Below are 13634 nucleotides of genomic sequence, written 5' to 3'. Positions count from 1 at the left end.
GAATTTACCCACTACAGAAATTATAGAGCCAGAAATTATAGAGCCGATTTTTATATCTAATGTATCAACTTGAAGAATGGATGATAAAGAATTTCAAAAATCAAAACCTTTTTGTCTCAGCTTCTTTTGAATGATTGTTTCGCTTGTAAGACGGAATAATAGATTCTAGTCCAACTTCTATGAGCGATTGATTTTCATTGAGTATGACTAGAGTAGGGCAAGTTGAAAGTGACGGTGTATCAAGATTAATTCAAAAGACTATAAGTCCGACCAATGCAAGTTTTGAAAAACTTTCTGCAGATTTTCAATCACTTCATCAAGCAGCTTAAAGCCTTGATCCTTAACAGTTTTTAGCGCGAAAGTAAGGGGATTGCCAATAGCTAAAATTAAGCCCTTGATGTAGAAGAGTGCATTGGATAGGTCCGTGATAGGAAACGTAGAAGTTATTTTTTTCTTATTTTAAGTCGTTTGATTGATGAGAAGATAGTGTTGGTTTCATAGTATCTACGATATATTTATTTTTATTAAGCCTAAAATACACCAGTTGAGTGGGCTTTGACTCTCCTACAACAGCTTTTATCATTTTACTTAGCTGAATGGAGATAACTAGCCCAACTCAAGTGCTTAACTTAGCGACTTTTGTTTCATTCTCTTTTTCGAATCTTATACATGATAGCGTCTGATTTTTTTACAAAGAAAGCCCTCTTCAAACGAGAAACTTGTAGAAAAGGTTGGCTTCTTCGGAAATGCTATCGCCATATGCTTGTCGCAAGTCTTTTACAGTTGATTAAAAACTGACTAGACCTCACCTGGTATCCAAGCACTAATGGACTCAGCTGCTACTGTAAAAATCCCCCAACCTTCCTCGTCAATGGTAATTGGCGCTTCCTGCCTGTTTAAGGCATTGTAAAAGTGGTGATTTGCCCATCCTTGTCCGACAAACATCCTTTTTTCTTTTTCAGTACCGTTTGTCACGAGTACTGCCAATGGATTGGCATGTTCTTCATCCCCCAGTCTCACCCAGCCAATGCAGTCGCTGTCATCGAAATAGTCAACTTGCTTGCCATATGCATAATCTTGTCGAAGTTGCAACAAAAGGTCAATGACTTCTGTAAAGGCTTGCTGAGGATAACCTTCCTTGATACCGTAGTAATCGCCGTAAAAGACACACGGAAGCCCAGCCTCTCTAAGTAAAATCAAGGCGTAGGCTGCTGGTTTGAACCACTCTTTTACAGTTGACTCTAGGGCCTGCCCTCTTTGTGTGTCATGATTATCAACAAAAGTCACAGCCTTTGTCGGATGATTTTTAACCAAAGTGCCTTCAAAAATTAGTCGCAAATCAAAGTCTTTATGGTGACTGGCGTCGTAGAAATTTTGATGTAAACGAACATCAACGAGGTCAAATTGATAACCGACACTCTCTAAGTAATCAGTATTGGCTGTTTCATCAGGGTTCCAAAATTCTCCAAAGACATAAAAGTCTTTCCCTTGTTTTTCACGAATATCTCGGATAAAATTCGCGATGAAAAAAGAGTCGATGTGCTTAATAGCATCTAGTCGAAATCCTCGAATACCTGTTGTTTCAATAAACCATTCAGCCCAATCGTAGAGATTTTGGATAACCTCTGGATGTTTAAAATCCAAATCCGCATACATCAAATAGTCATAGTTACCATTTTCGCTATCCACCAAGTTTTCATTAGCCCAACCTTTATTATCGCCTTGGATTAAATAGACCCCTGATTTTCTGGTTTTGGCATCGTAGTCTGTCCCTGTAAAATGGTACCAGTGCCACTCAAAATCGTTATAAGTTTTCTTTCGACCTTCAAAATTAAAGTGTGTCCATCCCTTGATAACAAAAGGTTCTGACAAGGAACGATTGCGGTCATTAGCATCCACTTCAATAACTTCAAAACTCTCAATTCGATCAGCAGCGGCTTTATGATTTAAAACAATATCTGCAATAGGCTCAATGCCATTATCTTTAAGGCACTTAATAGCTTCTAAATAGTCATGTTTATCACCGTATTTAGTGCGCACGGTTCCTTTTTGATCAAATTCGCCCAAGTCAAAAAGATCATAAATGCCATAACCGACATCATTGGCATTGGTTGCTTTAAAAGCAGGGGGCATCCAAACTTTACTAATCCCCTTACTAGCCAAATGTTTAGCATCGTTTGCGAGACGCTTCCAGTGGTTACCGTCGTTAGGCAAGTACCATTCAAAATATTGCATTATGGTTTGATTAGGCATGACATTTACCTCTCCTTTATGATGATAGGTAATAGTTTAGCTTATTTTTTGAGTTTATGCAACCGATTGCGTAAATTGTAACGCATTTTTGTGAAGAACATAAGACCTTGAAGGCGTTAAAATAGTTTATGAAGGCAGGATAAGCGAAATTTTTTGATAGTTCGATATTCATTATAAGCAAAGCTTTTTTATGGAATTCAATGATGTTAGGTAAGTGGGGTAGTTATTATAAGATTGAATAGTTTTTATGGGATTTCACTTTAAAAATTTTCAGCCAAATGTTTTGATTGACATTTAGCATAGAAATGATATACTTAACCGGTAATACAAAAAAACTAAACCAGTTAAGAATAAGGAGTAAACAATGAAAAAGAAATCAATCCTCTCAATGGGTTTTGTTAGTTTATTTTCACTAGGCCTTGCTGCTCAGAGCCAACCAGCCCAAGCAGCAAATAAGGATATTGAAGTTATTGCTTCCTTTTATCCAATGTATGAATTCACCAAGCAAGTTGTTGGTGACGAAGGTAACGTGAGTCTTTTGATTAAAGCAGGAACAGAAGCACACGACTTTGAACCATCTACGAAAGATATTGCCAGACTGCAAAAGGCTGACGCCTTTGTTTATGATGATGATAACATGGAAACATGGGTACCAAAAGTTAAGAAATCTCTTGACAATAAAGGGGATAACTTCATCAAAGCCACTGGAGATATGCTTTTAATGGGTGGTGGTGGACATGACCACGAAGACGAGCATGAGGAAGAAGAGCACGATCATGAACACGGTGAAAAACATGAGCATGACCATGATGAAGAAGGTCACAGTCATGAATTTGATCCGCACGTATGGTTGTCACCAGAACGTTCACAAGTTCTTGTTACTAACATTGCTAATGATTTGTCTAAAAAATTCCCAGAAAAAGCAGATGCTTTCAAGAAAAATGCCGAAGCTTACAATAAAAAATTATCAGATCTTGATAAGAAATACGATGAAGCTTTGAAAAATGCTAAACAAAAGAGCTTTGTGACACAACACGCTGCCTTTGGTTACCTTGCCCTTGACTATGGATTAAACCAAGTGCCAATCACTGGTGTATCTGCTGAAGCAGAACCATCAGCTAAACGTCTTGGACAATTATCAAAATACGTCAAAAAATACGATATTAATTACATTTACTTTGAAGAAAATGCTTCATCAAAAGTATCAAAAACGCTGGCTAGCGAAGCAGGTGTTAAGACAGCTGTCTTAAACCCACTTGAAGGTTTAACCACTAAACAAATGAAAAAAGGTGAGAACTACATCACCGTTATGGAAAAAAACCTTAAGGCGCTTCGAAAAACAACGGACAAAGCTGGTAAAGAAATTGAACCAGAAAAAGGCGTTGAAAAAACGGTTTATAATGGTTACTTCAAAGATAGTCAAATCAAAGACCGTAAATTATCAGACTGGACAGGTAAATGGCAATCTGTTTACCCATTGCTTCAAGATGGTACTTTAGACCAAGTCTTTGATTACAAGGCTAAGAAAAATCCAGAAATGTCAGCAGCTGAATACAAAGACTACTACACAACTGGATACAAAACAGATGTTGAACAAATCAATATTGATGGTAAGAAAATGACGATGTCATTTGTTCAAAATGGTAAGTCACACAAGTACACCTACAAATACGCTGGTTGTAAAACATTGAACTACGAAAAAGGTAACCGTGGCGTTCGTTTCCTGTTTGAAACAGACGACAAGGATGCTGGACAATTCAAATATGTTCAATTCTCTGACCACGATATTCGCCCAAATAAAGCTGAACATTTCCATATCTACTTTGGTGGAGAAAGCCAAGACGCTCTTCTTAAAGAGCTTGAGCATTGGCCAACATACTACCCAAGTGACTTATCAGGTCATGAAGTAGCACAAGCAATGTTAGCACACTAAGGTTAAGTATCTCTGGAAAAACTTTAAAAAAGCAGATTGTTCCCCAACAATCTGCTTTTTTGTCATGCCAGTGATTGATGATAAAAATGGCTGATGTCAGGCTATAATATTCTTCGAAAATCAAAAGCAGACCTTGTTGACTTGATGTGATGAACTTTAGTTCTATCTGCAACAACGTTACCTAGTCTGTTTTTGATTTTCATTGAGATGAGTAGGGCAAGTCGAAAGTTACCATGTATCACAGTTAATTTGAAAGACTATAAAAATCTCTCGTGCCTTTATCGTGGCCTTTTTGCCGGTATTTTAAACAGTAAAAAAACCACTTCCATAAAGCGAAAGTGGTTGTTGCAAAACTATGATTATTTCGCAGCGTTTGCGTCTTTGAGACCGTATTTATTATCCGTTCGTATATTGTCAATTTTCATCAAATATCAATCGTTGCTCTATAGCTAAATTCACTGTTAAATGTTTGTCATCAACAATCATCAATTTGACTCAATGGCAATCAATTTGGCAATCAAAAATATAAGTCTTGTCGGTATATAAAAGAATTTCATTTACTCAGTTTAAATAGCTGTGGTATAATCAAACAGTAAATAAGTTATGACGGTAGCTACGACCGATTGAAAGGTGGTGGTGCTTATGGAAGTAAGTACTAAAATCTTGATAGAAAGGAGTAGCCCTTTTGTCTGTAGCAGAAGCTTTACAGTTAATGTTGAACTTTGGTAGTTTTATCATAGCTCTATTGACTTTAGTAATTGCTTTCATTTTGCTTAACAACAAAAAGAAATAACCGTCTCAAACTTTAGCTGGTTGACGGTTATTTCTTAACTATTAACTTAGCTACCGTCTTAAACGGATTTATGCTAGGAGTTAGTGTAGTGGCTAACTCCTTTCTATTTACTCCTATTATAATCTAAGGATTTTTTTTTTTCAAGTATTACTAATCTTGGTCATTAAAAACATTGCTAGTATATAGCCTATATAAGTTACAGCAAATGCTTAATAGTACGTGCAAATTATCTAATCTAATTCACGCAAATAATCATAGATATTATCAATCCAAGTTTTTAAATTTAACTTCATTTGGATTTAAAATATATCTATTCTTTCCAATTTCCATTCCTTCAATATTATAGAAAAATGCTGGATTTGATAACCCGTGTTCATGAGCAACTACAACTAATTGTTCGTTTAATGTTGTTACCAGAGTTTTTATCTCTGTGGTAGAAAAACTTGCAACAAGACTACTGAGATTAATATTTACATTTGGTTCTACATCTCTAGGAGTAAAAGTGATTTCTGTTGAGCCTACTTCTTCACTTATTTTATCAAGATGCTCTTGGATAGCATTATAGTAGCTAGTTGTATCAAAAGATTCGGTTTTAGAATTGTCTGTTGTAGAAGTAGTAGTTGAAGTTTTTAGTTCACTTGAACTGCTAGTTGAGCTTGATTCAGTTGTAGAACTAGTATCAGTTTCTGAGCTTGATTCAGTTGTAGAACTTTCTTCAACGGTAGAGCTTGAACTGCTACTCATTGATACATAGTTATCTTTTACTTTTTCATAATCATTTTTTGTAAATAATGTTACTTCATAATCATTGTTATAACCATCTAGCTCAATGGTAGCATCCTTTGGAATGGAAACTTTATAAAATGTTCCTACTTCATCTAATAATTCCCAATATAACTGTTTATTTTTATGACTAATTTCCACACTTACATGGCTATCAGCATCACCAGAAAATTTGGTTAATGCCATATAATAGTTACCAGATTCAATGTCTTCATTTTCAATATACTCACCATTTGATGAAAAAGCTACAGTTTTCTCATTGGAGTTATCCACAACTGGTTTATTAATATAAGAAGTTATAGTATCAAATAGTCCAAGAAAGATGAAACCTAATAATAAAAATTTCCAGATACTAATTTTATTTTTCTTGTTAGGCTTGATCATAAAAGCCCAAAAAGCAGAAAAACTTTTTTTAATAATTGACCAGATAGTTTTAGGAATCCTATATTTATCTGTGCCTATTGAGTTAACTATATCATTGAAGTTATCATTTCGAATAACACCACCTTTTATTTGTTGAATATGATTTACTGTTTTCAAAGAGCTTGTATTGGTGGTAGTTTCATTTTCATCGATGAATTCACCTAAATTTTGGGCTTCCCTTATTTGGTCTTCGTTAGGTGATTTTCCATGAACTGTCTCATAATACTCTATCCAATCTTCTTTCTTCATAACATTTTCTCCTAAAATAGTTAATAAAATAAAAATCAACATATTATAAATTAAATCGAATAGAAGTTTATCAAATCATATTCGATTTATACTTTGGGAAGTATTTTTTATAATATATTGTTAGACACTATTATAACAAAAAAGTTACTTTTAATGTCACTATTTATTAAAAAGTTCTTTAAAATAACATATTTTTATTTATTTTTAAATGATATTCTTTGTCTAAGAGGAAACTATGAATAAAGAATATCCATTATCTCGGTTTGTTGCCGATAGAGTAAAAGTTATTAGAAAAGAAAAAAGAATTAGTCAAGAAGCTTTATCTGAAATGGCTGGACTTGATGTCAAGTATATAAATAAATTAGAAAATTATAGGATGTCACCACGTTTTGAAACGTTGGAAAGTATCTTGAAGTGTCTAGATATAACATATAGTGAATTTTTTAATTTTAATATTCAAACAAATAAAAATGATATAGAAATACTTATTAATAGATTAGCTCATTTGCCACAAGATAAGCAAAGTAAAAAAATAAAGGCAATTATTGAATTACTAGAAGAATGAAAAATATCACTTGCTATTGACTAGCAAGTGATATTTTACTGTTTATGAGTAGTTAATGAGTGGCAATCAACAAAAAATAGTCACGTCTACTTAGTAAACGTGACTTAATATTAACGACACTATTATTTCGCAGCGTTTGCGTCTTTGAGACCGTATTTTTTGTTGAAACGGTCCACACGGCCATCGGCTTGTGTGAATTTTTGGCGTCCTGTGTAGAATGGGTGTGAATCAGAAGAGATTTCAACACGGATAAGTGGGTATGTTGCACCTTCAAATTCAACAGTTTCGCTAGTTTCTTTTGTAGAACCGCTAACGAATTGGTAGCCAGTAGTTGTATCTAAGAAAACAACTGGACGGTAATTAGGATGGATATCTTTTTTCATTGTTAATGTTTCCTTTCTGCCATAGCAATTTTCTTGCCATAGTTATTAACCATTTCATTCTAACAAAACTTATGATAATTGACAAGGTTTTTATGCTTTTTTCTTAGAAATTTCCTATCTTTTTCGCTGCTTCTATGATACACTAGGAATGTTGTTTCAAACAACCCTTGGTGCTTACTTCCCTTTCACCAAGCATATTACAAACGGTTGAACCGCTAAAGGAGAAAATATGAAAAATCTTACTGTTCGTGACTACGTACAAATCGCACTAGTTGCAGCACTCTACGTTGTTTTAACGATTACCCCACCCCTCAATGCCATTTCCTACGGAGCCTATCAGTTCCGCGTCTCTGAAATGTTTAACTTTTTGGCTTTTTACCATCCAAAGTACATCATAGCAGTGACACTTGGTTGTATGATTTCTAACTTTTACAGCTTTGGTATGATTGACGTGGTCGTTGGTGGTGGATCAACACTGGTTTTTGTTTCCTTAGGAGTCTTACTCTTTAAGAAATTCCACAATCAAACCCTCTTTAATGGTCTATTTGACAAAGCCTTTTTCTACTTTTCATTCTTCTTTGCTGCATCTATGTTTACTGTAGCACTTGAGTTGAAGGTTGTGGCACAGGCACCATTCTTTTTAACCTGGTTTACATCAGGTATTGGAGAGTTGGTTTCTCTCTTGGTTGGGTCATTGATTATCAAGAACCTGTCAAAACGAATTGATTTTACAAAATAGTCGTGTTTCATAAGTCTAGGGCAACTGTTCTAGGCTTTTTTGCTGTGCTGACTTGGCACAGTCCTCCATCTGTTCTACTCTGTAAGAAGTGGTAAAACTACTTTCCTATTTTGCCATTTTTCATGAATCTAATTTTATAAAAACTAAGTAAATATGCTAAAATAAAAGTATGGAAAATCGTATGAAAGAATTGGTTGCAGAACTCAATCAATATGCTAAAGAATATTACACCCTAGACAATCCATCCATCTCTGATGCCGAATACGACAAACGCTATCGAGAACTGGTTGAACTAGAGAAGAAATACCCAGAATTGACTCAAGAAAATAGCCCCACTTACCGAGTCGGAGGAGTGGTTCTCTCTGGTTTTGAAAAATACCAACACGTCTATCAACTCTACAGCTTACAAGATGCCTTTTCAAGAGAAGAGTTAGACCTTTTTGATGCTCGCATCAAGGCTGAATTCCCCAAGGCAAGCTATGTCGCAGAGTTAAAAATTGATGGCTTGTCGATTTCTTTGACCTATCAAAATGGCAACTTGGTCACTGGGGCTACCCGTGGTGATGGCTATATTGGTGAAAACATCACTGAAAATCTTAAACGCATTAAAGATATTCCCCTAAAACTTGAGAAAAATATTGACATCACAGTGAGAGGAGAAGCCTATCTGCCAAGAGCTTCTTTTGCTGCCATTAATCTTGAACGTCAAGAAAACGGGGAAACAGAGTTTGCTAATCCAAGAAATGCAGCAGCTGGGACCCTGCGCCAGTTAGATACTAGCATTGTTTCAAAACGCAATTTAGCGACATTTCTTTATCAAGAGGCCAGTCCAAGTCAGCAAGATAACCAAGAAGACGTGCTAAGCTATTTGTCAGCACTTGGCTTTTCGGTCAATCAAGAACGTCTCATTACTCCTTCTATGGATGAGATTTGGGACTTTATCCAGAGCATTCAAGAACACCGAGAACAACTCCCGTATGATATTGATGGGATTGTTATCAAAGTTAATGATTTACATATTCAAGAGGAATTAGGTTTTACCGTTAAAGCGCCTAAATGGGCTATCGCCTACAAGTTTCCTGCTGAGGAAAAAGAAGCAGAACTTCTTTCTGTAGACTGGACTGTTGGACGTACAGGGGTTGTCACACCAACTGCCAACCTAACTCCTGTCCAGCTAGCAGGAACGACTGTTAGTCGTGCCACCTTACATAACGTAGATTATATTGCTGAAAAAGACATTCGTCTTGGTGATTCTGTCATTGTTTACAAGGCAGGGGACATCATCCCAGCTGTACTGCGAGTCAACATGGACAAACGAACCGACCAGGAGCCATTAGTTGTTCCGACAGCTTGTCCATCTTGCGCTAGTGAGCTTGTCCATCTCAAAGACGAGGTTGCTTTGCGGTGTATCAATCCACTCTGTCCAAACCTTATTCAGCGTAGTCTAGAACATTTTGCCAGTCGAAATGCTATGAATATTGCCGGCTTGGGCCCATCAGTTGTTGAAAAAATGTATTCAGCGAAGTTGGTTAAAGATGTCGCAGATATTTACCAACTGTCAGTTGATGATTTGTTAACGTTACCAAATATCAAGGAAAAATCGGCAGAAAAACTCTATCAAGCGATTCAAAGGTCAAAAGGCAATTCTGCTGACAAATTACTCTTTGGATTAGGTATTCGTCACGTCGGCGCTAAAGCTAGCCGTCTGATGTTAGAAGAATTTGAAAGCATTCCCAACCTCGTAAAAGCCCAAGAAGAAGCAATCGCTGCTATTGATGGGCTAGGCACTGTCATTGCAGAATCAGTGCACAGTTATTTTGCCCAAGAAGAAGCAAGACTTCTCCTAGAAGAATTAGAAGAAGCAGGCGTCAACATGACCTATCTGGGGAAAAAAGTTTCAAAAGATGCCAAGTTATCAGGTATGACTGTCGTTTTAACCGGAAAATTAGAAGAATTAACCCGTACTCAGGCAAAAGAGAAGCTAGAAGCCTTAGGAGCTAAGGTCACAGGTTCTGTGTCTAAAAAGACTGATTTGGTTGTAGCAGGAACCGATGCAGGGAGCAAGTTAGAAAAAGCGCAAGCACTAGGGATTCGTGTTGAATCTGAAAAGTGGCTAAGCGACTTATGAGATTGAGAGTAAGCAAATAGGAGAAAGTATGACAAAGCAAAAGCGGGCTCGTTTGATCTATAATCCCACATCGGGGCAAGAAATTATGAAGAAAAATGTGGCTAAAGTTTTAGATATTCTGGAAGGTTTTGGTTATGAAACCTCAGCTTTTAGAACAACAGCAGCGCCAAATTCAGCACGTGATGAAGCCAATCGGGCTGCCCAAGCAGGTTTTGATTTGGTGATTGCCGCAGGTGGCGATGGTACCATTAATGAGGTCGTTTCTGGGATTGCCCCTTTAAAAAAACGTCCTAAAATGGCGATTATTCCGACAGGGACAACCAACGACTTTGCGCGTGCCCTTAAAATTCCACGTGGGAACCCTGTTGAAGCTGCCAAATTAATAGGAAAAAATCAAACCCTCAACATGGATATTGGCTTAGCAAAAGAAGATAAATACTTTATTAACATTGCAGCTGCAGGAACCTTGACCGAATTGACCTATAGTGTGCCAAGCCAGCTGAAAACCATGTTTGGCTACTTGGCTTACTTGTCTAAAGGGGTTGAGCTCTTGCCGCGCGTTCGAAATAGACCAGTTAAGATTACACACGATAGCGGTGTCTTTGAAGGGCAAGCCTCTATGATTTTCGCCGCCATCACCAACTCAGTTGGTGGCTTTGAGACCATTGCTCCAGATGCCAAATTGGATGATGGCAAGTTTACCTTGATTGTGGTTAAGACGGCTAACCTTTTTGAAATTGTTCACCTAATTCGTTTAGTTTTACAAGGTGGTAAACATATCAATCATCCCTTGATTGAATATATCAAAACCAATGAAATCAAGATTGAACCACAAAGTAAAAACCGCATGATGATTAACCTTGATGGTGAATACGGTGGCGATGCACCAATTACTTTAAAAAATTTAAAGAATCATATCACATTCTTTGCCAATACTGATGAAATTTCTGAAGATGCTATGGTGCTTGAAACAGAAGATTTAGCCTTGGAAGCTATTGCTCAGAAATTTGCCCATGAAGTTGAAGATTTTGAGGAACAGGAAGGAATTGATGAAGACTTATAAAACAAAGAATACTGTGATTGTTCATTATCACAGGCGTCAGGGAAATTACTTTGATTTGAGCCTATGGAAATGGCTTGATAACGAGTGGGGACAAGATGATAGATTTTTACGATATGACAGTTTTGGTGCGGTAGCCGTTTTGGATTTTGATGCCATGCATTACCTAAGCCATGTCTACGTCATGATTAAAAATCAAAACTGGACCTACAAGACAAAAGAATATCGTGTTAATAAAGCAGAAGGCGCCCCAAAAACAGAAGTTTGGATTGTGGATGGTGATGACACCCTTTACTATTCTCGTCAAGCGGCTGTCGCTAGTTCATCCTATGGTCGTAGACGACCTCGAGGCTTTGATATGGCTATCAATGCTACAGCCTTTGATAAAAAATGGGGTTTTGATGGGTGGCTTGGAACCAAATACACTAAGGAAGAAACGGCTTTTCGCCTCTGGGCTCCTACCGCAGAAAGGGTAGAAGTGATTTTATACCATTCGACAGCCGAAAATGCCAGTGTTGATCGCGTTATTCCCATGAAACGTGGGGAGATTAAGAACCCTGAAAATCATCAAGAAAATACCCACGGGGTATGGGCGTTGACAATAAGCGAAGACTTAAATTATCGTGCCTATACTTATCGGGTTTACTACCGTAGACGAACATTTTCAGATACGAGAGACCCTTACTCAACCGCAACAACTGCTAATGGTCGTCGTTCTATCATTATTGCCCCTGAATTAATGTCACCTCAAGGTTTTAGTGTCAAACACGGTCAAGAAGCCAAGTGGAGAGTTGAAAATCCTAATCAGATAGTCATTACAGAAATGCACATTCGCGACTTTTCAAAGTCACCATCGTCAGGTGTTCGAGAAGAGAATCGTGGAAAATATTTAGGGGCGATTGAAACTGGGACAAGCAACCGTTTTGGAGATAAAACTGGCTTTGACTATATCAAGGAACTAGGCACGTCATATATACAGTTGCAACCTGTTTTTGATCACCATCAAACCTTCGATGAAAATGGTGATTATGCTTACAATTGGGGCTATGATCCTGAGAACTATAATGTCCCAGAAGCAAGTTTTGCAAGCAATCCACATGAACCCTTGTCTCGAATTCATGAACTAAAGCAGTTGATACAAGCCTATCATGATGCAGGAATAGGTGTCATCATGGATGTGGTTTACAATCATACCTTTTCGAACGTTGATTCAGCCTTTCAATTAACAGTGCCAGATTATTATTATAGAATGAACCACGATGGTACCTTCCAAAATGGTACTGGCGTTGGCAATGAAACAGCCAGTGAAAAAGAGATGTTCCGTAAGTACATGCTTGATTCCATTCGTTATTGGATTGAAGAGTATAACATTGATGGGTTCAGATTTGACTTGATGGGGATTCATGATGTGGCTACAATGAATGCTATTCGTCAAATGGTTGATCAAATCGATCCAAGAATTCTCCTTTATGGAGAAGGGTGGGACATGGGAGTCGGCCTCATGCCAGAAGATAAGGCTAAAAAAGACAACGCCAATAAAATGCCTGGAATTGGATTTTTTAATGATAACCAACGTGACGCTGTTAAGGGCGCTGAAGTCTACGGTGAATTGAATCACGGTTTTGTATCAGGAGCAGCGACGGAAGATATTGTCGCAAAATCCATTTTAGGTAGTGATGAACTAGTTGATTATCTTGCTCCTAATCAAGTGCTTAATTATGTTGAAGCCCACGATAATTACAATTTAAACGATTTATTGTGGACGTTGCATCCAGCCGACGATGAAAAAACGCATACCAAGCGAGTTGAAATGGCGACAACCATCAATCTCTTGTCGCAAGGCATGTGCTTCATGCAGTTAGGTCAGGAGTTCTTAAGAACCAAACGTGTGGCGACTGGCGAAAATGGAGAGCTAACCTCTCAAGATTTGCATTATGCGATGAATTCATACAATGCGCCTGACTCTGTCAATCAGATTGACTGGGACTTGGTGACTTACAATAAAGAAACGATAACCTTTGTTCGGAAATTAATTAACTTGAAAACAACAGATAAGGCCTTTTCATGGACCAATTTTGAAGACATTCGTCGTCATGTTTATATTGAAAATGCCGTCCCGTCTTCAGGGTATATCAGTTACCTTGTTGAAGGTAATCAGAAATACCGAATTATTTTGAATACAAGTGGAAAAAATTTGAAAATTTCAATGACAGAAGACGAAAAATGTGATATACTATTTTCAAATATGAAGCGTTTACAACATCAAGACCCTAAACTTGAAACCTTAAGTGCCTTGGTCTTTGAAATACACCAATAACCCTAGTA

Annotated in this window: 10 protein-coding genes and 1 riboswitch; of the genes, 7 read left to right on the top strand and 3 right to left on the bottom strand. The window is 37.3% G+C overall.

Translation table 11 applies throughout. The features are described 5' to 3' along the window. Positions 1–798 precede the first annotated feature (798 nt). A complete protein-coding gene (locus tag A3IA_RS0105440; RefSeq protein WP_018380310.1) occupies positions 799–2253 on the bottom strand; it encodes an alpha-amylase in 1455 nt (484 codons plus the stop codon). Positions 2254–2617: 364 nt separating this feature from the next. On the opposite strand from A3IA_RS0105440, the gene A3IA_RS0105435 reads away from it, so the two are divergent. Continuing rightward, positions 2618–4186 carry a metal ABC transporter solute-binding protein, Zn/Mn family gene (locus A3IA_RS0105435; RefSeq protein ID WP_018380309.1) on the top strand — a complete coding sequence of 523 codons (1569 nt, stop codon included), beginning with the start codon at positions 2618–2620 and terminating at the stop codon, positions 4184–4186. 685 nt (positions 4187–4871) lie between these two features. Next, positions 4872–4979 (top strand): putative holin-like toxin, encoded by a 108-nt coding sequence (locus A3IA_RS13020; RefSeq protein WP_083902722.1) that lies wholly within the window; start codon positions 4872–4874, stop codon positions 4977–4979. Positions 4980–5243: 264 nt separating this feature from the next. On the opposite strand, the gene A3IA_RS12270 is transcribed toward A3IA_RS13020, so the two are convergent. Continuing rightward, positions 5244–6434: a hypothetical protein gene (locus tag A3IA_RS12270; protein ID WP_018380308.1), complete on the bottom strand. Its 1191-nt coding sequence runs from the start codon at positions 6432–6434 to the stop codon at positions 5244–5246. A 235-nt stretch (positions 6435–6669) separates the two neighbouring features. On the opposite strand from A3IA_RS12270, the gene A3IA_RS0105420 reads away from it, so the two are divergent. Next, positions 6670–6999: a helix-turn-helix domain-containing protein gene (locus A3IA_RS0105420; protein ID WP_018380307.1), complete on the top strand. Its 330-nt coding sequence runs from the start codon at positions 6670–6672 to the stop codon at positions 6997–6999. A 122-nt stretch (positions 7000–7121) separates the two neighbouring features. Here A3IA_RS0105420 and A3IA_RS0105415 read toward each other — a convergent pair whose 3' ends face one another. Further along, a complete protein-coding gene (locus A3IA_RS0105415) occupies positions 7122–7382 on the bottom strand; it encodes a type B 50S ribosomal protein L31 (protein WP_018380306.1) in 261 nt (86 codons plus the stop codon). A 133-nt stretch (positions 7383–7515) separates the two neighbouring features. Then, a riboswitch (PreQ1 riboswitch) is annotated at positions 7516–7614 on the top strand. Between A3IA_RS0105415 and A3IA_RS0105410 the strand changes: the two genes are divergently transcribed. The 4 genes from A3IA_RS0105410 to pulA all read left to right on the top strand — a co-directional run bounded on the left by A3IA_RS0105410 (position 7612) and on the right by pulA (position 13626). Continuing rightward, on the top strand, positions 7612–8121 hold the full coding sequence (locus tag A3IA_RS0105410; RefSeq protein WP_018380305.1) for a QueT transporter family protein: 510 nt from the start codon (positions 7612–7614) through the stop codon (positions 8119–8121). (Overlaps the previous riboswitch by 3 nt.) A gap of 169 nt (positions 8122–8290) precedes the next feature. Further along, positions 8291–10249, top strand: a complete 1959-nt coding sequence (gene ligA / locus A3IA_RS0105405; protein WP_026217570.1) for an NAD-dependent DNA ligase LigA — start codon at positions 8291–8293, stop codon at positions 10247–10249. 28 nt (positions 10250–10277) lie between these two features. Further along, positions 10278–11312, top strand: coding sequence for a diacylglycerol kinase family lipid kinase (locus A3IA_RS0105400; protein WP_018380303.1), 1035 nt, complete (start codon positions 10278–10280; stop codon positions 11310–11312). Beyond that, a complete protein-coding gene (pulA, locus tag A3IA_RS0105395) occupies positions 11299–13626 on the top strand; it encodes a type I pullulanase (RefSeq protein ID WP_018380302.1) in 2328 nt (775 codons plus the stop codon). Before A3IA_RS0105400 ends, pulA begins: the two co-directional genes overlap by 14 nt. Positions 13627–13634 lie beyond the last annotated feature (8 nt).

It is taken from the genome of Streptococcus thoraltensis DSM 12221 (assembly GCF_000380145.1).
Taxonomy (GTDB): Bacteria; Bacillota; Bacilli; order Lactobacillales; family Streptococcaceae; genus Streptococcus; species Streptococcus thoraltensis.
This window is presented reverse-complemented; position numbering and strand designations above follow the sequence as displayed.